Source organism: Bacillus sp. cl95, assembly GCF_900115925.1.
Taxonomy (GTDB): Bacteria; Bacillota; Bacilli; order Bacillales; family Cytobacillaceae; genus Neobacillus_A.
In genome coordinates, this window is sequence record NZ_FOYF01000004.1 from 331,725 (window position 1) to 353,160 (window position 21,436).

Consider the following 21,436-nt stretch of genomic DNA (forward strand, 5'->3'; position numbering starts at 1 on the left):
CTTCTTTCATCCATAATCTAAAGTTATGCACCTTATGGACAGGGTAAAGAAGACTTTCAATACTATTTATTTGTACGGCTCTGTTGAACTTCCCCATTGATTTCCGAAACAACAAATAGCCAAAATAAAAAAGACCACAAGAAGAGGGTATCTTCTTACAGTCTAAATAGTCAGTGAATATAATTTAACGGAAGCAAATCAAACAAAAAATGCACATGTTGAAAAAGCACATTATAATGCCTATATACTTCGCACCAGCAATATCTAAAAAACTGGCGGAATATCTCATAGAACTCATGAAATATCCTATAAATTATAATCTCGATATCAGTAAAGTAAGTTACCTTCTTAATTGCCTGATTCATAAAGAGCATAACAAATAAACCTAAAATAATTAGGCGAATTTACACTCATTACAAAATCCATATTAATTTTAAAATAAATTAATATTAGCAATTAGATGGCATCATAAACTTACTTCCCTCCTCCGGAATTTCCTTTATTATCTCATTTTTTCATTTTATTGTAAATGATAAATTTGGATAATTTTACATATTAAAAACAGAGCCTAATACAAAGAAACGTTACTTCTGTGTCAAATACACGGAAGTAACGTTCCCATTTAAACAGTCATTTTCCAACTCGAAACTGCTAACCAGTTTTCCTGTTCTTTATAGTCTGGCATGATACTTCCCACGAGACGCCAGAAGGAACGGTCGTGATTCAGATGGACCATATGGCACATTTCGTGAACGACCACGTAGTCGATGACCTTCTGTGGAGCCATTGCCAGCTTCCAATTAAAAGTTAACTGCAGTCTTGAATCACAAGTTCCCCAAGTAGTCTTACTATCATTAATACGAATAGAACGTGGTTTTGTTTTAAAATTGCTTTGAAAGGACGAGATACTCTTCTCTACTAGGGACTTGCACTGCTGATAATAAAAACGTTTTAAAGCTTGCTTGACTTTTTCATCCTCGAGCTGCCTAACAAAAATATGCAACTGATTTCCTTTAAAAACTACATGATCTTGCTGGATATCTAGATCATGAAATATCTGAATAGGATAGGTATTTCCTAGATAAAGAAAGCTCTCACTATGATCATAGACCTTCTCCTGTGGCCCACTCATCCTTACCTTCATTTCTTTTAATTTTTGCTGAATCAAATCCCATTTTTCTTCTATCAGCTCAATTACCTTTTCGTTTGGTGTCCCTTTCGGGGCCTGGACTTCAACATTCCCAAATTGGTCAATCGTCATGCCGAAGGATGTTCGATTCTTATACTTTATCTCTAGACGTATTGTCTCACCTGCATAGGTATGTATCATGTCATCACCTTATAATCTTACTAAATTATCGTTTATTTATTAGGCTGTTTGTTTTTGTAACTTTGTTGCTATTTAAAATTTAAAAAAAGAAAATAGTGGTTGATTTTAGCTGCAGGATGCTCGCTTTCAGCGTACGAAATGATGCGATAGCATAATGGAGGATTCCTAAAAATCTCGTACATACCGCTCCAATCAACATTTTTATTAATTGTTTGTTTTCATAAAACATATTCAGAAAACAAAAATCTATTAGAAAAGAGCCACCAATTATTTAGGTAGCATCATAAGAATAGCAGCATTGGGATACACTACCGAAAGAATGTTGAAGTTGTATCTCCTGTAATTTTTTTAGTATTTACTTTTATTTTAGTCGGACTCATGGGAGGTTCTTAATGACTATTGAAAAGGATAGATTCATTAAATTGACGAGTACTGAAATTGCAAGCCTTTGGAATACCTACATATACGCCAGTATGTCAGCCTGTCTCCTTACACATTTTGTGGATACAGTTTCAGATCCAGAAGTAGCGGAATTACTAAACCAAAACTTAGAAGCTTCACAGAAACATCTTAATGATATTCAAGAATTATTTAAAAAAGAGGAAATTGTACAGCCTATAGGCTTCCCTGTTGCAAAGCATGTGATAAGGAAATCACCCAAATTATTCTCGGATGTATTTTATCTGCAGTATTTGATACATGTGAATAAATTTGGATTGGTTGCACATGCAGGTGATATCGCAATGGCATCCCGTAAGGATATACGCGATTTATATTCTCGTTTTCTCGCGGATACACTGAAGATGTACGACGATATTATCCAAGTAATGCTCCAAAAAGGGGTGTACATTCGCCCACCCCACATGACATACCCGGATCAAGTAGATTTTGTAGAAAAGAAGTCTTTCTTAAATGGATGGCTCGGACACACCAGACCATTACTGGGGATAGAAGTATCACAATTGTTCCACACTCTACTCCACAACCATATCGGCAATCAAGTTTGTATCGGATTTGCACAGGTTACCGATGACGAAGAGATTAGCAGTCATTTTTTGCGTGGCAAACATTTGTGTTCCAACATTTTAAGTGATATTTATAACATTTTGCTTGAAAGTGATGTACCACCTGCTACCAACTGGGATGCTAGTGTTACGAATTCAACGACTGCTCCATTTTCCAATCAACTGATGCTTTTCATATTGGGATCTCTTTCAAGTATTGGTAATGCAGCCTATGGAGCAAGTCTTGCCGTATCAATGAGAAGAGATCTTGGGTTGATGTTTGAAAAGTTCATCGCAAAAGCCCTAGCTTATGGAGCAGACGGAATAAACATCATGATTGAACGAGGGTGGTTGGAACAGCCCCCACATTATTTAGATCGGGAAAAACTTTCGAAAGAAAAGACTTGAAAATGCACTTCAAAATAGATGACCCTTAATGCATAAACTCATTAATGCATCAAGGGTCAAGCACTATTCACTATTCACTATTCCCTATATTTAATAGCTAGTCCCTTTAAGAAATTCCTCGCGAATTTATCTCCGCACTCTTTATAATTCTTATGACCTTCTTTTCTTAATAAAGCGCCAAGTTCTCCTTTTGTTACCGCGATTCCTGCATCTGCAAATATATTAAGCATATCCTCAGTTGTTAAAGCCAGAGCAATTTTCACTTTCTTTAACAGGAGATTATTGACGTTTGCGCTTTTCCTAAGAGCCGGTTCTGGTGTCTCAGGTTGTCCTGGCTTAGGCTCTTGCTTTCCTCTTTTATAAATGATTAAGCCATTTAAGAATGAATCCAACATAACATTATTGCATTTAATATTCTCTTCATCCTCTGCATAATCATCATCGTCGTAACCGTCACTTGACTTTGTAAGTATCTTTACCACTTCCGGCACGGTTACTTCCACACCGCCAAGTTTAAAAATCTTGGCTATTTCTGCATTTTTTATTTCAAGCGCATATCGTAATCGAATTAAAATATCGTTATTATCCATCCATAAACCTCCTATAATATTTGTTTTTTTGTATAGCTATTTCAAAAATGACGAAATGGCATCAAAGAAGACAAAAGTCCGAGAATCCTCTAAAGCCACTCTCGAACTTTCTGCTATTTATTCAGCCAATTCTACCAGCGCACAGCACTCTACATGCATGGTCTGTGGGAACATATCAACCGGCTGGATTTCAACAGTTTTATAACCGCCGTCTTCTAATATCCTTAAGTCCCGTGCCAATGTTCCAGGGTTACAAGACACATAAACGACTTTCTTCGGTTTCATGGAAATAATGGTTTGCAGGAGTGCCTCATCGCAGCCCTTTCTTGGCGGATCGACCACCAATACATCCGCTTCGTTCCCTTCTTTATACCAAGAAGGGATAACCACTTCGGCTTCTCCAACAGCAAATTCAGCATTTGCAATGCCGTTCAATGTGGCATTTCTCTTCGCATCCTCAATGGCTTCAGGAACGATTTCCACCCCAAATACTTTCTTTGCTTTTTCAGCTAAAAATAAAGAAATAGTACCGATTCCACAATATGCATCGATGACATTTTCCCCGCCCGTTAAGCCTGCATATTCCAAAGCTTTGTCATACAGCACTTTTGTTTGAACTGGATTGACTTGATAAAAAGATCGGGCAGATATCGCGAACTTTACTTCACCAATCGTATCGTAAATTACTTCGTCGCCCCAGATGACGTTCGTCTTTTCACCTAAAATGACATTCGTCCGTTTGGAATTAACATTATGGACAATCGATTTCAAATGAGGCAGACGAGTTTGAAGTTCTTCAATTATTTTTTCTTGGTGAGGAAGTTCAGCTGTTCTAGTAACTAATACAACCATCAACTCTCCTGTTTCATTACCAAAACGCGCCATGATGTGTCGTAACACACCTTTATGCGTTTCTTCGTTATAAGCAGGAATTCCAAGGTCACCGCAAATTTCCTTAGCTGCCTGAATGGCTTCATTTACTTCTGGAAGTTGAATGAGACTTTCATTTGTATCAACTATTTCATGACTGCGCGGTTTAAAAAAGCCAGCAATCAACTTTCCATCTTTTTCACCGACTGGAACTTGCGCTTTGTTTCGATAATGCCAAGGATTATCCATTCCTAGAATTGGATGGATGGTCACATTCTCAAGTTTCCCAATTCGTGCCATAACTTGACGTACTTGATTTTCTTTGAACTTCAATTGACCTTCATAGCTAATGTGTTGAAGCTGACAGCCTCCATACTTATGCGCTTCTGCCTCAACGACTTTAACTCTAAATGGACTTTCTTCGTGAATTTCAATTAGTTTTCCGACACCATAGCTCTTGTTCGTCTTAATGATTTTTACATTCACCTTTTCTCCGGGCAAAGCTCCCATGATAAAAAGTGGATATCCGTCAATTTTCGCCACACCTGCACCGTCGTGGGTCAAGTCTTCAACCAAAGCCTCTATATAATCGTTCTTTTGAACCGGTAAAGTTCTGCTCATTCTAATCTTCCTTTGCTGATGGATTCCGTCCGTTTTGACTAGCAAGATTGTAACATAAAGCGGTGATGATTGCGAAGTGATGCCGCATAAGACAGGTCTGCTCATGCGACATTTTTGAAAATCATGTCAGATTCTTTCAGTTTTCAAACATAAAGAAAGTGTATATGATTATAACAATCTTCATAAAAGGAGGGAGATTTGGATGAAGAAATCATTTTGGCTCTCCATCATCATGCTCCTGGCCTTTTACGCCTTCACCATTTTCATGTCCGCATCAGACGTGGCTGTGAAGGCTCAACACAAGATTAATAATGGTGCCATTGTCGTTATTGACGAAAGTCCCGGAGAGCTCAAGTGGAAAGACGATGAAAAAAAGCATCTCTTTTATCTGGTCGCCATCGCCGTTGTTCTGCTCTTTGCCAATGGTCCCAAACTCTTGAACACAAACCGTAGAAAACCTATTAAAGTTAAACTTACTTTTCTGACGACTGTCTTTTATCAGTCCAATTATGTGAGATTCTCTCCCGCTTTGAAAATCTAAACATTTTCATTAAGGGAGGAAATAATATGTGGATCCGCTTTGTGTTTATTGGCCTTTTCTCTTTAACTGCAACCAGTATGCTCACCTATCAGGGTATTGAGATTTACCATGCTTTCGTAGATTTTTTTAAACAAAAATAAACGAAATTACTGGTTAACAGAAAAAGCGCACGAAACCATTTTACAAATGGTTCGTACGCTTTTTTCTATTCTTTCACCGGCATGAAAGCCGCCGGATCTAAATTTTCTCCTTCGATTACAATCGCAGTCAATCCATTTTGACTGACCGTTTCATGACTTTCCCCTTGTGTCCAGAAAACAGCATCTCCAGACTGGACATTTACTCGTTCTCCATCCTCACCACTTACCTGGCCCGCTCCGTTCATAATCAACAGTAATTGCGGAATGGGTGCCTCATGCCTACCAATCAATCCTTCTGCTTCAAGATGCATGCATCCGATATGGACACGTCCCTCTACAACTGAAATACGGGACATAATAAAATTAGAGTCGAATTTATCTATTTTTCTTCCGACACCTAGATCAAATCGAAATATTTTCATATATCTCTCCCCTTCAACATATCTAGTTTTTCATTGCATCCACTTTCGCTTTTACCTCTTCAATATTCTTCATCTTGTTATCCCAACATTTTTGACTTAAATCTACCGGGTATTCTTCAGGATTCATCGTGCGCTTGTACTCTTCCCAAAGCATACCAAGATTTTCTTGCACATAACCTCTAGATTCCTCAAGACAAGGAATTTCGTAGACATATTGACCGTTCACAAAGATATCACTGTGCAAATCTTTCGCCGTAAAATCAGTAACAAATTTGCTGATATACGTGTGAGTTGGATGGAACATTTTTAGACGTTTCTCCTGTTGCGGCTGTTCATCTTCAAGAGAGATGTAATCTCCCTCTGAACGCCCATTAGCATTATTTATGATGCGATACACTTTCTTCTTGCCTGGTGTTGTCACTTTTTCAGGATTGGAAGAAATTTTGATGGTATCTTCCATTTCACCATTTTCATTCTCTATCGAGACAAGCTTATAAACCGCACCTAGTGCAGCCTGATCAAATGCTGTAATTAGTTTCGTTCCAATTCCCCAGCTGTCAATCCTTGCTCCTTGAGCCTTCAAATGCAGAATTGTATACTCGTCCAAATCGCTTGAAGCCACAATTTTTGCATCAGGGAACCCAGCATCATCCAGCAGCTTGCGTGCCTCTTTCGATAGATAGGCAAGGTCACCGCTATCAAGACGGATGCCTTTAAAATGAATCTTATCTCCCATTTCTTTCGCAACCCTAATCGCATTTGGCACCCCAGACCTCAGCGTATCGTATGTATCTACCAAAAAGACGCAATCTTTATGTGTCTCCGCATATTTGCGGAACGCCATGTATTCATCTTTATAAGCTTGTACAAGTGCATGGGCATGCGTTCCTGAAACAGGTATATGAAATAGCTTTCCAGCGCGAACATTACTTGTTGCGTCAAATCCTGCCAAATAAGAAGCACGTGCTCCCCAAAGGGCTGCATCCATTTCCTGTGCTCTACGGGTGCCAAACTCCATGGCTACTTCGTCTTTAACGACCTGCTTCATTCTCGAAGCTTTTGTCGCAATCAACGTTTGATAGTTTATGATATTCAAGAGCGCAGTCTCAAGAAGCTGAGCTTCACCAAGCGGAGCATCAATTCTCAGCATCGGTACATTGGCAAAAACAAGTTCTCCTTCTTTCATTGCACGAATCGCACCTGTGAATTTGAGCTCTCTTAAATACTGTAAATAATCGTCTGAATACCCGACTTCATTTTTCAAATAATCAAGGTCATCTTCTGAAAAACGAAAATCTTTGATATATTGAATCACTCGCTCTAGACCAGCAAAAATCGCATAACCATTTCCGAATGGAAGCTTACGGAAAAACAATTCAAATACAGCTTTCTTGTTATGTACACCGTCACGCCAGTATGTTTCAACCATGTTAATTTGATATAAATCCGTATGGAGCATCATGCTGTCGTCTTGATAAATATGTTTCATCTAAAATCCTCCGGGCATTTTTTCTATCGACTATTTAACCATTATAGCCAAATCTATATTTATAAAACTTCTACATCTAAGGATTCGGCAAATGGATGAGGGCCTATTCATGACTGTCCCCTTTACTTTTCTGGTCATTCCTTACATATGTATTCTCTAAATACTACAAAATATCCTTTTCATCGCACTACTTGTCTTTTCCCTACTACTGCAAACGAAAATAACACTTAACAGACTTTTACTGCATCTTGATATTGTATATCATGGAAAGATAGTTCTTCAGAAAAAAGGAGGAAAGTTTCCCATGGCAGATAGAAAGATAGTTCTATTCATCGCTACAAGCCTCGACGGTTACATTGCAACAACAGAAGGAAGTTTAAATTGGCTATTTGAAGCAGAGGGAGAAGGCGATAATGGTTTTGCTGATTTCTACGAAAGCACGGATGCCCTCATCATGGGGAAGTCAACCTATGATCATTTGATGGAAATGACCGAAAACAAATACCCTCATGCCGATCGAAAGAGTTATGTTTTCACCTCAGATACATCTGCCATGCATGAAGCGATTGAATTTATAAACGAGGATGTCGTTACTTTTACGAAAAGGTTGAAAAAGGAAGAAGGGAAAAACATTTGGTTGATTGGAGGAAGCCAACTGCTTGATGCCTTCATGAAAAAGGATCTTGTAGACGAATACATCATCACTCATGCCCCTGTCCTTCTCGGAAACGGCATCCCACTTTTTAAAGAAGGCAATCCAGAAATCCAGCTTCACCTAAAAGAAACGAAACGTTATGGAAGCATGGTTCAAAACCATTATGTAAAATAAGAAAAGCGAAAGCGCCCTCGGCACAAGTAAAGAACACTTGTGCCTGCGATGTATTTCCAAGTAGCTTTCCTTTGTGTTCAGCCCCGACAGGCATAAGACGAAGCGCGCAGTTCATCCTCGAAAATCCTCATGATGCTATCGCATCATTTCGTGCGATGTGAATTCATGGAAGCTTTCCTTGTGCTATCGCCTTTTCTTCGTGCGATGATGATGCTACCGAAGCGTTCCTTGTCCTGATTTCTGGAGCGATTTGGCTTATGACCAAAATTGTTTTGGCTTTAGAAAACAATTAAGGTTGTTTCGGCCTTAGGAAACAACCCCGAGTTGCTCCAAGCATCACCTAAAGGTCATGCTCTCCGCAAGATATTCGGAGAAGCATATCCTTAGATGAAAACTGGCTGGGCGCTGGAGCTAGACAGCTATCTCCGTTAAATTTTTATACTTTCTTATCTAGAAATAAAGACCAATAGTCAGAGAACCTGACTATTGGTCTTATATATTTTCATTTATATTCCAAGTGCTTGTGGTCGAACACGTTTTCCTCAGAAGAACGCACCATAATAAAATGGTTAACATTATCAAGGCCATGAAGATTGCAGTTATGATGGGCAATGATTTTCTCAGCATTTAAGACTTTATTGTCTGTTGTAGAGTGTCCATCAGACACAAGTGTTACATCAAAGCCTAACGTGGTTGCGCGTCTACATGTACTATCCACGCAATATTCGGTTTTGCAGCCAACCACTACCAGATGAAAAATTCCCTTTTCAATCAAATATTCATTTAATCCCGTTAAATGGAAAGCATCCGTTGCTTTTTTTGTAATGATTTTGTCTGATTCAATCGGTGCAATGTAAGAATGAATTTGAAAGTCATCACAACTGGGATCGGCTACATCCAAATCTTGAATATAGACTAACGGAACATTAAGTGACCTTGCCGTTCCAATGATTTCCCCCATGATTTTCAAAAGATTTTCTTTCCTATAAACTGGGGTGCTTTTGGTTCCCTCGATAATCCCCACTTGGGCATCAATGATTAGAAGTGCTGTTTTCTCCAACTCTCATTCCTCCATTATTAAGGGAAATTATTTGAAAAACTTTTTAATCCCCTTCAACAATATTTTTTTAATTGTTCTTTTGAAATATTTTTTCATCATCCCCATATTTCACCACACCTTTCAATTCTGAAAAACAAGAATCTCCTCTTCATACTAACATGGTTTATTGTCAGAAAAAACAAAAAACCGTTCCTTAAGGAACGGTTCGTATTTTTTCATTTATCTAGATGGTGTCCAATCAGTCGGCTTGTCTTCTGGTCGAATGTTATCGATTGGGACAAACACTTCAAAGTGACGGTAAAGATTTTCGAATTCAGCAGGAAGCAATCCTCCGAATTCGCCATCAAGGTTCAACTGAACCTTTTCAGTCGATTTCACCTTAATATGATTTGCCTGTGTGTAAATGACGTTCGGGTCTTTTACATGCTCACCACGAATCGCCAACGTTGCCACCTTAATAAAATCAGCAAGATTGGTTTTCTTCAAGATTAACAATGAAAACAGGCCATCGTTTATGGATGCATCAGGAGCAAGTTTCTCGAAACCGCCAATGGAGTTTGTCAAACCTACAAGGAACAGCATCGCTTCTCCTTCAAACAACTTTCCATCATACTCAATGCTTACTTCAGTTGATTTGATAGAAGGTAACATTTCCACACCTTTTAAATAGTAGGCTAGTTGCCCTAACATCGTTTTTAACTTGCTAGGAACTTCATAAGTAAGTTCGGTGATTCGTCCACCACCGGCAATATTGATGAAGTATTTCTCATTGATGCGTCCAATATCAATCGGAATCGTGTCACCTTTTATTATAATATTAGTGGCTGCTTCAATATCACGGGGAATATGAAGTGCGCGTGCAAAGTCGTTCGTCGTTCCCATCGGAATGATTCCGAGCTTTGGACGATATTCCTTTTCAGCCATTCCGTTCACTACTTCATGAATCGTTCCATCACCACCGGCAGCAATGACAAGGTCATAACGGCGTTCAACAGCCAGGTTCGCTGCTTTTGTAGCATCTCCCAATCCAGTCGTAGCATGGCAACTTGTTTCATAACCTGCTTCTTCAAGCTTCTGCAAAACATCTGCCAAATTCTTTTTAAAAAGCTCACGACCTGAAGTTGGATTATAAATGATTCTAGCTCTCTTCATAATTCATCATCCTATTAGTAAAGTAATTCTCATTTTCAAATACAATAAAACATTTTGAATTCCATTCATTACCATCATATCTCATGCTGACTGCACCTGCAAGATTGTCATGATTGCATAAAATATATTATGCCATTTACAGCCGTCTATAATCATATACCTATCGAACCATTTTTCCAAGAAAAAAGAAAGAACCCGCCAACAGACGAGTTATGATCTTCTTTAGAACCTTTTTGATTTTTCAGTTATAGATTCTTGCCGTACCTACCTTTAGCTTTGAGTGGGTTCTACTGTTCCTACAATCTTCTCATTGCTGATCTTTTTTCTTCTTTTCCATCGTATAATCAGTTTTTCCATGTAATAGATTCCTATTATGAAGACAGACATTAAACCTAAATGGGCGATAATTACAGCTATTGGATTGACACTTTCGAATTGACCTCCTCTACCACCACCTTCATGACTTCCATCAGGGTGATGAAACCTTTCGTCGAGACTTCCCCCTCCCATTTCCATCATCGGTCGTTTGCCGAAATCATCATGTTCGCCATCCAATGGTTGTGGTGCAGAGGATAGATCAAACGTCATTCCTAAACCACCCACTTTTCCAACAAAATTAGTGGCATACATTTCATATAGTCCAAATAGCAAGATGAGAATAACTAGGATTTGAAACATTCATAACCCATTGCCAATGAAGCCCTACATGTAAACCGACCAATAAGAGAGTTAAAAACGAAACCGATATATGGGATACCTTAAACCAAGGTTCGTTTGCGATATTTATGTTTGGAAACACTACATGGGAAATCAAAATTCCACTGACAATAACAAAAATCATCGCTATTAAAAGCAATATGTTTAAGAAATAGCCAAAACGAGTCTTGGCTGGCAGCTTGCGGTCAAAAAGCTTATACGTCACTTTTTTCACCCACTCCGCATTGAGTAGGATATGCACAATGAAAGGAGCAACAATAACTAATCCAGCTATTTCGTGAAAGGCTAGTCCTCCCAAAACCATCTTATTAAATAATAGAACAAACGTAATGGCCATCAAGCTGTCCAATCCTGCCTTAATCTTTGTTATTCTTGTTAACATTTCTCTCATTCTCCTTCTATCTTATGATTAAGGCTAATCATAAAAAAAGATTGTGTCAGGAGAATGTCAGAACTTTACCTTATTTGGTACATACTCAGACTGAAATGTAAATATTTTAATTATTCGAACAAATGTTGTTTCTATCATGATAAAATTAATTTAATTCCTAGAATACAAGCCTCCACTCTAGGAATATAATCTAGAAAAAACTAAAGGATGGATTTATATGATTTGGATTTTGCTGCTAGCCGCTTATTTGATAGGCAGCATCCCGACCGCACTTATTGTTGGCAAACTAGTTTTTGATATTGATATTCGTGACCACGGCAGTCACAACCCTGGAGCTACGAATACTCTCAGGGTCCTAGGTAAGAAGGCTGCTATTTTCGTACTCATAGTGGATGTTGACAAAGGCGTGTTGGCAGCACTACTTCCTCAATTCTTTGCAATTGAAGCTGACCCGCTATATTTTGGATTGATTGCCGTTGTAGGCCATTGCTTTCCAATCTTCGCTGGCTTTAGGGGCGGCAAAGCCATTGCTACTACAGCTGGTGCTCTACTTGTTGCAAACATTTGGATGCTGCTGGTGGCCTACTTATCTTTCTTCCTGGTTATCTATCTAACCAAGTATGTTTTCTTTGGATCGATTTCAGTGGGACTTGTGCTTCTTGCTTATTCATTATTTATGAATAACCAGCATTACGAATGGATATTTTCGATTTTTAGCATCTTCTTAATCGTCCTTCATCGCTCCAATATCCGTAATTTCTTCCTTGATATTGAACCTAAAATCAATGATAAGAACCTAAAAAAAGATCGTATCCCCCCAAAAGGAAATACGATCGGCAAATAAACTATCTAATCGACCGGCTATTTAGTCGGTTTTTACTATTTATTCAATACTCTCATGATACTTTTCTCCACTTCACGCCAAATGTCTCTGTCATTTCTGTAAAGGGACATCAAATTTGTGTAGAACTCTTTTTGCTTTTCAGGGAATTCGGCTGATTCCTTATCTGGCAAAGTTAGACGCCCTTCTTCTACCAATGCTTGAACTTTATCAGCTCGCGGACCCCACACTCCAAACTCACTACCATCTTCATTGATAAAAATATAGATAGGAATGGCTCTTGAAGTGCCATTCGTTAAATATTGATCCATTAATTCTAAATTTTCATCTCTTGCCAAAAAGCGCATATCCAAGCGTATACTGCTTGCAATTTTCATAAGAATGGCGTTATTAAGCATTGCATCTCCACACCAATCTTCGGTCAAGACAATTACACGCTTGTTGCTAAAATTCATGTTCAAAAAAGCTTCATCCACTGTAAAATTCTCGTAAATGCCGAGCATTTCTTCTTTATTCACCTTCATGGACTCCACATACTGTTCAATAGTCATTCCTTTTTCGAACCATTCATTTAATTTCATTTCCTCACGCTCCTTGCTTTATCTTTTCTACATAGCACTCTTTAAATCCTTTATCTTTACATTCCCCTGATACTTTTCTACTATAGCGAATTGCTATTCTAGTAGAATATCAATATTGACTACTAAATAAAAATTAGTTTATAAATAAAGAAGAAAGAATATTTTTTATTTATTAAATTTTACTTAAATTACTTTTCAACATGACAAAGGGGGAAAATAAATGACAAACGAAATGTATCAACTTATTTCAATTGGCATTTACATGGTCGGAATGCTTCTGATCGGCTGGTACGCTTATCGGAAGACAAGCAATCTCACTGACTACATGCTAGGGGGACGTTCATTAGGTCCTGCTGTTACAGCGCTTAGTGCTGGTGCTGCAGATATGAGCGGATGGCTGTTAATGGGATTGCCTGGCGGAATTTACGTAAGCGGTTTAGCGGATGCTTGGATTGCTGTGGGTTTGACAATCGGTGCATATTTAAACTGGCTTTTAGTAGCACCTCGCCTTCGTTCTTACACCCAAGTGGCGAATGATTCCATCACGATTCCAAGTTACTTGGAAAATCGTTTTAAAGACAATACGAAACTACTTCGAATTGTTTCGGGGATTGTAATTCTCGTTTTCTTTACATTCTATGTATCTTCCGGAATGGTATCAGGAGCGGTATTCTTCGAAAGCTCATTTGGGACTAACTATTACACAGGATTATTCATCGTTTCTGGAGTAGTTGTTGCCTACACCCTTTTCGGCGGGTTCCTGGCCGTAAGTTATACGGATTTCATTCAAGGTTTGATGATGGTAGTGGCACTATTGCTAGTACCTGCAATTGGCATCTTTAAAACAGGAGGTCCTGCTGAAACGTTTGATACCATTCGTATGGTGGACCCAACTCTATTAGACTTCTTTAAAGGTACAACATTGATTGGTACCATTTCCGCGATGGCTTGGGGACTTGGATATTTCGGTCAACCACATATCATCGTTCGCTTTATGGCGATCAATACTGTAAAAGAAACAAAAAGTGCACGCCGAATTGGTATGGGCTGGATGATTTTCTCATTGCTCGGGACCATCTTTACAGCGTTAGTCGGTATTGCCTTCTTTGCTAAACATACGAATTACACGTTAGAAAACCCTGAAGCTATTTTCATTGAATTAGGACAAATCCTATTTCATCCATTGTTTGCTGGTTTCTTACTTGCAGCTGTGCTGGCAGCTGTCATGAGCACAATTTCTTCACAACTTATCGTAACATCGTCAGCTTTGATTGAGGACCTATATAAAATCTTGCTTCGAAAAGACGCAAAAGATAAAGAACTCGTTTTCCTTGGCCGTATGGCTGTATTAGTTGTTTCTGTTGTGGCTGGATTGCTTGCAATGGATCAAGACAGCACAATCCTTGAACTTGTTGCATATGCTTGGGCAGGTTTTGGTGCTTCTTTTGGTCCAGTCATCTTACTAAGCTTGTTCTGGAGAAAGATGACAAACTGGGGCGCTGTTTCTGGTATGATCGTTGGAGCTGTAACGGTCATTGTTTGGAAAAACTACGAATTAGGTAAAGCATTGTTAGGACAAGATTTATATGAAATCGTTCCTGGATTCGTGCTTAGTTTAATCGTATCCATTGTTGTCAGCCTTATCACTTACAAACCAAATGCTGACATTGAAAAAGACTTCAACGAAAGCTTACGCTTATTGAAGGAAGAGTAGAAACAAACAAAACCGCAGAGAATAAAACTGCGGTTTTTTCGTGTCTATTTATCACCTGTAAACGCGACACCCTTCAAGAAATACTTATTAAAGAAGGCGTATAGCAAAAGAACTGGAAGGGTGAATACCATAGAGGCGGCCATGATATAGTTCCAATAGCTGATATATTGTCCCTTAAATGTGTTTAAGCCGATCGGGAGTGTGAACAGCTCAGGATCGGAAATGATAATCAAAGGACCCATAAAGTTGTTCCAGGAACCCATAAAGACGAAAATTGCTTGAGCTGCCAATGCCGGACGAGCCATCGGCATAACGATCCGGAAAAATGTTCCGAACCTCCCCAGACCGTCGAGTGCAGCGGCTTCTTCCAATTCTTTTGGAAAATTGATAAAAAATTGACGCATCATGAAAATAAATGTGGCATTAATCATACCAGGAATAATTAAACCCTGATAAGAATTTAACCAACCGATTTCCTTTAGTATCAAGTAATTGGGAATCATCGTTACCTGTCCAGGAATCATCAAGATAGCGAGGATTACAATAAATAATGTTTGCTTACCTGGGAATGTTAAGCGTGCTAATGCATAACCGGCCATCGAATTAAACAACAAGTTTAATAGTGTCACAGATACCCCAACAAACAAACTATTGAAAAGCCATCTCGGAAATAACTCTTGTTCTAAGAAAATGGTTTTATAATTATCAAATGTAAAATTCTTTGGAATAAAATTAATAGTACCACTTACAATTTCTTCTAACGTCTTAAACGATGAGGACATCGCCCATAAAAAAGGTATAAGAGTGACAACCGCATAAACGATTAATATCGTGTACAACAATCCTTTTCCAAAACCTATGCTTTTCTTCATCTTGTCCCCTCCTAATAAAGAGATTCCTCTTTGGAGAATTTTCGTTGCAATAATGTCGCAATTAGAATGACGATTGCGAGCGCGAAGGCTAAGGCTGCTGCGTAACCTAATGTACCCAAGTTCTTAAACGCATATTGATAGACTAATAATACAACGGTGAGGGTAGAGTTATTCGGTCCACCAGAACCTGCCGAGAAAATATAGGATTGGTCAAATAACTGAAAGGTGCCGATAATGCCCATGATTACCACGAACGATGTCACAGGTCTTAAATTCGGAACCGTAATATAAAAGAATTTCTGAATCGCATTGGCACCATCCAAATCGGCTGCTTCATACAAAGAATCTGGTATTCCCTGCAATGCAGCCAAATAAATGACCATGAAAAACGGAGCGGTCGACCAAATATTCATGAACATGATTGCATTCAGGGCCACTTGCGGATCACCAAGCCAGTTGTAGGTTGGTAAGCCAATCACATCGAGAATCTTATTAATCAAACCATTTTGATTGTACATCCACATGAAAATTAGCGTTAACACCGCTGAAGATGTCAGTGTAGGTAAAAAGTAAACGATCCGGAAGAACTTTTCACCTTTTAGTCCTGCATTGAGAGATGCAGCTAGTACAAGGGCTAAAAAGGTTTGAAGCGGAACAACAATCAACACATACTTCGCTGTATTCCAAAGTGCAATTCTTGCTCTTTCGTCATCGACAATCTTACTAAAATTATCAAGACCGACGAATTCAAAGCTCGTGTTGCCTAGCAGCTGAACTTTATGAAAAGATAAAAAAATGGCATAAAATATGGGACCAATTACAAATAACAATAGTACAAACAATGTTGGAGACATAAACAAATATCCCTGTCCCGTTTCTCGTAATGCCTTTTTTGAAACCTTTCTGTTCACACCTACCAACTCCCTCTCATTTCAAACGATTGTCCCTCTTCTTCTGTAACTCTTTCTGGCGACGTCGTAACATCGCCAGAAAGAGTTGCAAAGTTTAGGATAGGGCTTTACGTACGATCCATCGTACATAAAGCCCCTTTCTATTACTTGTTTTCGATTTCTTTATTCGCTGTTTTCTCTGCCTTTTCTAACGCATCCTTTAACGATTGTTCGCCAAGGTAAGCGCTTGTAAATTGGTTATTAAAGTTTGTGAAAATGATCGGCAAATTCACACCTTGTGACCAAACCGTAGAATAAGGAGCTCCGGCAACTAACGCACCGCGAAGTTCATCTTTATCATAGCCAAGCTTTTCTGCAACAGATTTACGGGAAGGCAGTTCAAAACCTTTACTTGTCCATTTTTCCATACCTTCTTTGCCAGTCAGGTAGGAAATCAGTTTCCATGAAGCTTCCTTCTTTGTAGATGCAACATTCATAGAATAAGATACTGTGAATGCCATGGTACCCTTCTTACCATCGATTGTAGGTACTTCTGCTGTTCCAAAATCAATGTCTTTAAATGTGTTTTGAAGGAAAGGGATTGCCCAGTTTCCTTCGATAACCATAGCTGCTTTTCCTTGTCCAAACATTTCTCCTGTCCAACCTGCTCCTACTTGGTTTGGCTGTGCAGCCGTTTTTTCGATTAGCGCTTGATCAACATATGGCTGTAATCCTTCTAACACTTTTGGATCCGTGAAATTTGCTTTATCATCTTTAACGACTTTACCACCCTTGGATTCAGCAATAAAATATGTGCGTGCAAGTTCTGGATTTTGACCAAACCCATAGACCTCTGTACCTTTAGTCAGCTTCTTAGAAGCCTCACGAAGCTCATCCCAAGTTTTTGGTACTTCAACCCCTGCATCAGCAAGCATTTTTTTGTTATAAAATAAAGCTAATGTTGAGTAGCCTTTCGGGAATCCATAAGTTTTACCATCCTTTTGGAAAGCCTCTAACAATGGTTTTTCAAAATCAGCCTTATCAAAGTTTTTATCTTCATATTCATCAAGAGGCTCCAATACGCCTGTTTCAATCATGCCTGGTGCTTCAAAAGCATCCAGATAAAAAACATCCGGGCCTTCTCCACCAATCAAGCGTGTTTTCAACACATCCATATATTGATCCGCGATGACTTCATGCTTTACCTTAATGGTTGGGTATTTCGTTTCAAAATCTGCGAGAACTTGTTTTAACAATTCGGCTTCTTCTGGAGATGAACCCCAACCTGCAAGTGTAATTTCTACCTTTTCACCTTTTTTCCCTTCTGTAGGCTTGGAGGATGTTTCATCCCCGCTGCATCCTGTTAGCATACTTCCAATTATCATTGTGGACAAACCCAGAGTTGCGAGCCATTTCTTTCTTGCCATGATTATTTACCCCTCTCTTTTTGAAAAAGTTTTGATCATCTCAAGGAACTTAGAAACTGTTGCCACAGACTTCTATATCTCATGTGGAGTTCATCCACCGAAGATCATTTCAATTTGTTACAACTTTAAAACCAGAAGTATTCTTCTCTATCGAAACATTTAATCCACTAGTTGTACGTGATATCGTTACTGAGAGATACCCAGAACCAATCTTAATATCTTGGACAGAAAGCATATTCATTTCTTCAAGCAATACAGGTGAAAGTGTGATTTCTTTCTTCAGACTGTTAGGGAATAGCCCAAGCAAACTCTGAATAAATACAAGCGGAGTTCCAGCTGCCCATGCCTGCGGTGAGCATGCAACCGGATATTTAACGGCTTTCCCAATTGAGCTGTCATAACCACAAAATAATTCTGGTAGTCGTTCATACTCGAAGTAGAATGATGACTGAATAAGACCAGAAATTACCTTATTAGCAGCTTCCTTCTTTCCCTGCTTGCTCATACCGAGCAAAATCATGCTATTATCATGCGGCCAAATACTGCCGTCATGGTAGCTCATTGGATTGTAACCAGCTTCGTTTGCTCCCATTGTCCGGATTCCATAACCTGAAAACATTTTAGGCGATATGAGCATATCCGTAACATCATCGACTCTGTTAGCATCCAACATTCCGGAAAACAGTACATGGCCCGGGTTGGAAGTTATTGTACCAACTTGCTTCTTATCTTGGTCAAGAGCAATTGCATAGAACTTTTGCTCTTCCATCCAAAATTCTTCTTCAAATTTCACTTTCAGCTTTTGCGCTTCATTCCTTAACTTCTCAGCTGCTTCAAGTGAACCCTTTACTTCAAAAATATCTGCCAAACCATATTTTGCTTGATAAACATATCCTTGTACTTCACTTAGTGCGATTGGAGTCTTTGCATATTCTCCGTTCCGATGAACTATCGAGTCACCAGAGTCCTTCCATCCCTGGTTTGCAATTCCCTTACTTGATTCCTGATGGTACTCAACAAATAAATCGCTATCTCGGTCGCCGTATTGATCAATCCACTTAAGAGCAGCCTCTATGTTTTCATGTAATTCATCAACAATATTGAAATCACCCGTCCATTTCACATACTCTACAAGCAATACAAGGAAAAGCGGGGTCGCATCAATGGTTCCATAATAAGGTGAAAACGGAATTTGATTCGTATTAGCAAGTTCACCAAACCGTAATTCATGCATGATTTTCCCTGGCTGTTCATCTCTCCAAGGGTTAACGCTTCTTCCTTGGTGACTCGCCATTGTCCGTAGCGTACCTTTGGCGATTTCTGGTTTGAATGCAAGCATTTGCATAGCAGCTATTAAACTATCTCGTCCAAATGGAACGCCGAACCACGGTAGACCTGCGACAGGAAATTGCCCATATCCTAAATCTGTGAGCAGGACACGTAAATCGCCAATCCCTCTATCCGTCAACTTTTGAAGAGGAGTGTAGTCTGTACTTACTTTTGTAATGCTATTTTCCCAATTCTCATAAGATTGTTTGAGCAGTTCGAACGCCTCTTTTGGATCAGCTGCAATTTGGATTTCTTCATTACCTACTTGAGGCTGTATAGTAAATGTGATTTCATGCTCTTCAAGATGTCCGAGCGTAATATGAAAAGTGATTTCACCATGTTCTTTTACTTCTTTAGGATTTTGGTTCCAACTGATTTTGGTCGCTCGATATACATCATCAGCACCCATATATTCAAAAGTGATACCATTTCCTTCTACTTTTTGCCCTGTTCGCTCGCCAATCTTTCCATTATGAAAGCCACGAACAATAAACATGTCTGCAAAATCAGCTTCCATTTCAAGAGTCACATCGAAGGAAACAGCTTTAGGGAAATAATTCTTTAATTTAATAGTTTCATATAAAATGTCCTCGGTAATGAATCTCTTTCTTTCAATTTCTACTGATTCACGCCAAAGGATGAGCTCGCCATCCTTTTCCATATGAGGATTGGTTAAAAGGATTTTTGCCACATAATTCTCATTCGCATCTGATGAGAGTAAAATGGGTTCTTCATTATTTATTTTGACATCCAATTTACTTAAGAATCTTGTATCCTTTTTGTACAACCCCATTCCATATGGATGGTTCATTGATATATTTCCCTTCGAATCTGTCAAAAGAAACAAATCATTTTCCTTTATAACTCTATAATCCATAATGACCTCCTATCCGAAACGTTTCGGATAAAACATAAAAAAATAACAGCTTCCTGGAAAGGAAAAACTCCTTTCCGAAACGTTTCGGTTTTTGATGAAAAAGAAATAGTCTGATATTTCGACCACTATTTCAGTAACTTCGTAGTTTCTCTGACCTTTAACTCCGTGTCCAAATTGACTAAGTGCCCTTCTTCTTTTCCTTCTAGCATATTGACCAAAAGTTTAGCAGCTTGATATCCCATTTCGAATTTATTCTGAGCAATCGTTGTAAGCTTAGGAGAAACATAAGATGCTAGCATAATGTCATCATAGCCAACAATGGAAAGTTGATCTGGGATATTTAATCCCAACTTTTTTGCAGCGTTCATGACACCGAGAGCCATAAGATCACTTGCACAGAAAATTGCGGAGATTTCTGGATGAGTACGAAATAATTCTTCTGCTTGCGTTTCAGCAATTTCCTCGCTAAACTCTCCATTTGCAATCCATTCTGACTTGACATCAATTCCATTCTCTTTTAAAGCCTGCCGGTATCCTTCTAATCTGCGCTGGCTGACAAATGCATATTCATGGCCATTCATCATGGCGATTTTCGTATGCCCAAGGTCAATTAAATGGTTAACAGCCTTTTTCGCACCTAGTAGATTATCTGTGGTTACATAGCCAATCATGTCGGATTCAAATGGGATATCGATTAGTACACATGGTATATTGCTTTCGATTACTTCTTTTAAATAAGGATCATCTGTCCGGATACCTTGAACAATCACACCATCGACCATTCGATCCTTGCAGAGTTGGGAATATGTTTTTTCCCGTTGTTTAGTTGAAGTAGTACTAAATAAGACCAAATCATAATCAGAACCTCCAGTAAAAACATTGATACCGGAGAGTACCTCGAACGTAATATTATCCTTCACACTGGCCTTATTCAATCCTGAAACCAACAAACCAATCGTTTTCGATTTGTTCATTACAAGACTTCTTGCAATTGTGTTTGGACTATAATTAAGTTCTTTTGCCACTCGTACAATTTTTTGTCTAGTTTTTTCATTTACATCTGAGTATCCATTCAACGCTCTGGAAACCGTAGTGACAGAAACCCCAGCCACCTTGGCAATATCTTTAATTGTACTCATATAGAAATTCCTCCAAAACGTTTCGGATATCTTGTTACTTTGTATAATACTCGCTATTGAAAACGATTTCAACTTTTTTCTATCTTTATTCTTCCTTAAAAAATAACATATTTCGACATTCTCCAATTTAATCGAACGTTTGAATAAAGTAAGATGAAATCCTTGAGATTACTAGATTTTTTCCCGGGAAATACCGAAAAAT

The 21,436-nt window shown here is 38.7% G+C and carries 20 protein-coding genes; 5 read left to right on the plus strand and 15 right to left on the minus strand.

Annotated features, from left to right (window positions below; all coding sequences use genetic code 11):
• Positions 1 to 622: 622 nt before the first annotated feature.
• Positions 623 to 1,330 carry a M48 family metallopeptidase gene (locus tag BMZ31_RS13685; RefSeq protein WP_090832329.1) on the minus strand — a complete coding sequence of 236 codons (708 nt, stop codon included), beginning with the start codon at positions 1,328 to 1,330 and terminating at the stop codon, positions 623 to 625.
• A gap of 392 nt (positions 1,331 to 1,722) precedes the next feature.
• Between BMZ31_RS13685 and BMZ31_RS13690 the strand changes: the two genes are divergently transcribed.
• On the plus strand, positions 1,723 to 2,742 hold the full coding sequence (locus tag BMZ31_RS13690; RefSeq protein ID WP_090832331.1) for a DUF3231 family protein: 1,020 nt from the start codon (positions 1,723 to 1,725) through the stop codon (positions 2,740 to 2,742).
• 77 nt (positions 2,743 to 2,819) lie between these two features.
• Here the strand turns inward: BMZ31_RS13690 and BMZ31_RS13695 are convergent, their stop codons facing one another.
• The gene (locus BMZ31_RS13695) at positions 2,820 to 3,332 is read right to left on the minus strand and encodes a YehS family protein (RefSeq protein WP_090832332.1); all 513 of its coding nucleotides are present in this window, start codon (positions 3,330 to 3,332) and stop codon (positions 2,820 to 2,822) included.
• A 117-nt stretch (positions 3,333 to 3,449) separates the two neighbouring features.
• On the minus strand, positions 3,450 to 4,823 hold the full coding sequence (gene rlmD, locus BMZ31_RS13700) for a 23S rRNA (uracil(1939)-C(5))-methyltransferase RlmD (RefSeq protein WP_090832334.1): 1,374 nt from the start codon (positions 4,821 to 4,823) through the stop codon (positions 3,450 to 3,452).
• 202 nt (positions 4,824 to 5,025) lie between these two features.
• Between rlmD and BMZ31_RS13705 the strand changes: the two genes are divergently transcribed.
• Positions 5,026 to 5,364: a hypothetical protein gene (locus tag BMZ31_RS13705; protein WP_090832336.1), complete on the plus strand. Its 339-nt coding sequence runs from the start codon at positions 5,026 to 5,028 to the stop codon at positions 5,362 to 5,364.
• A 205-nt stretch (positions 5,365 to 5,569) separates the two neighbouring features.
• Here BMZ31_RS13705 and BMZ31_RS13710 read toward each other — a convergent pair whose 3' ends face one another.
• Together BMZ31_RS13710 and BMZ31_RS13715 are read right to left on the minus strand one after the other, a co-directional pair.
• Positions 5,570 to 5,926, minus strand: a complete 357-nt coding sequence (locus BMZ31_RS13710) for a cupin (RefSeq protein ID WP_090832338.1) — start codon at positions 5,924 to 5,926, stop codon at positions 5,570 to 5,572.
• Positions 5,927 to 5,948: 22 nt separating this feature from the next.
• Entirely contained in the window at positions 5,949 to 7,415 is a 1,467-nt protein-coding gene (locus tag BMZ31_RS13715; protein ID WP_090832340.1) for a nicotinate phosphoribosyltransferase, read from the minus strand.
• A gap of 304 nt (positions 7,416 to 7,719) precedes the next feature.
• On the opposite strand from BMZ31_RS13715, the gene BMZ31_RS13720 reads away from it, so the two are divergent.
• Positions 7,720 to 8,244 (plus strand): dihydrofolate reductase family protein, encoded by a 525-nt coding sequence (locus tag BMZ31_RS13720; protein ID WP_090832341.1) that lies wholly within the window; start codon positions 7,720 to 7,722, stop codon positions 8,242 to 8,244.
• Positions 8,245 to 8,746: 502 nt separating this feature from the next.
• Here BMZ31_RS13720 and BMZ31_RS13725 read toward each other — a convergent pair.
• The 4 genes from BMZ31_RS13725 to BMZ31_RS20755 form a co-directional block, all read right to left on the minus strand.
• Entirely contained in the window at positions 8,747 to 9,304 is a 558-nt protein-coding gene (locus BMZ31_RS13725) for a cysteine hydrolase family protein (RefSeq protein WP_090832343.1), read from the minus strand.
• A gap of 219 nt (positions 9,305 to 9,523) precedes the next feature.
• Positions 9,524 to 10,456: a diacylglycerol kinase gene (locus BMZ31_RS13730; RefSeq protein ID WP_090832345.1), complete on the minus strand. Its 933-nt coding sequence runs from the start codon at positions 10,454 to 10,456 to the stop codon at positions 9,524 to 9,526.
• A gap of 270 nt (positions 10,457 to 10,726) precedes the next feature.
• Complete coding sequence (locus tag BMZ31_RS20750) at positions 10,727 to 11,044, minus strand: hypothetical protein (protein WP_254778811.1); 318 nt, start codon at positions 11,042 to 11,044, stop codon at positions 10,727 to 10,729.
• Between the two features lie 43 nt (positions 11,045 to 11,087).
• A complete protein-coding gene (locus BMZ31_RS20755; protein ID WP_254778813.1) occupies positions 11,088 to 11,555 on the minus strand; it encodes a DUF4405 domain-containing protein in 468 nt (155 codons plus the stop codon).
• A gap of 226 nt (positions 11,556 to 11,781) precedes the next feature.
• Here BMZ31_RS20755 and plsY point away from each other — a divergent pair, with 226 nt between their 5' ends.
• A complete protein-coding gene (gene plsY / locus BMZ31_RS13740) occupies positions 11,782 to 12,408 on the plus strand; it encodes a glycerol-3-phosphate 1-O-acyltransferase PlsY (protein ID WP_090832347.1) in 627 nt (208 codons plus the stop codon).
• A 35-nt stretch (positions 12,409 to 12,443) separates the two neighbouring features.
• Here the strand turns inward: plsY and BMZ31_RS13745 are convergent, their stop codons facing one another.
• Positions 12,444 to 12,986 (minus strand): thioredoxin family protein, encoded by a 543-nt coding sequence (locus BMZ31_RS13745; RefSeq protein ID WP_090832349.1) that lies wholly within the window; start codon positions 12,984 to 12,986, stop codon positions 12,444 to 12,446.
• Between the two features lie 220 nt (positions 12,987 to 13,206).
• Between BMZ31_RS13745 and putP the strand changes: the two genes are divergently transcribed.
• Positions 13,207 to 14,700, plus strand: a complete 1,494-nt coding sequence (gene putP, locus BMZ31_RS13750) for a sodium/proline symporter PutP (RefSeq protein WP_090832352.1) — start codon at positions 13,207 to 13,209, stop codon at positions 14,698 to 14,700.
• A gap of 44 nt (positions 14,701 to 14,744) precedes the next feature.
• Here the strand turns inward: putP and BMZ31_RS13755 are convergent, their stop codons facing one another.
• The 5 genes from BMZ31_RS13755 to BMZ31_RS13775 form a co-directional block, all read right to left on the minus strand.
• Positions 14,745 to 15,572 carry a carbohydrate ABC transporter permease gene (locus BMZ31_RS13755; RefSeq protein WP_090832354.1) on the minus strand — a complete coding sequence of 276 codons (828 nt, stop codon included), beginning with the start codon at positions 15,570 to 15,572 and terminating at the stop codon, positions 14,745 to 14,747.
• Positions 15,573 to 15,583: 11 nt separating this feature from the next.
• Positions 15,584 to 16,483, minus strand: a complete 900-nt coding sequence (locus tag BMZ31_RS13760) for a carbohydrate ABC transporter permease (protein WP_090832356.1) — start codon at positions 16,481 to 16,483, stop codon at positions 15,584 to 15,586.
• Positions 16,484 to 16,626: 143 nt separating this feature from the next.
• Positions 16,627 to 17,889 (minus strand): ABC transporter substrate-binding protein, encoded by a 1,263-nt coding sequence (locus tag BMZ31_RS13765; protein ID WP_090832358.1) that lies wholly within the window; start codon positions 17,887 to 17,889, stop codon positions 16,627 to 16,629.
• Between the two features lie 109 nt (positions 17,890 to 17,998).
• Positions 17,999 to 20,095, minus strand: a complete 2,097-nt coding sequence (locus tag BMZ31_RS13770; protein WP_090832359.1) for an amylo-alpha-1,6-glucosidase — start codon at positions 20,093 to 20,095, stop codon at positions 17,999 to 18,001.
• Between the two features lie 125 nt (positions 20,096 to 20,220).
• Positions 20,221 to 21,234, minus strand: coding sequence for a LacI family DNA-binding transcriptional regulator (locus BMZ31_RS13775; RefSeq protein ID WP_090832361.1), 1,014 nt, complete (start codon positions 21,232 to 21,234; stop codon positions 20,221 to 20,223).
• Positions 21,235 to 21,436: the final 202 nt, after the last annotated feature.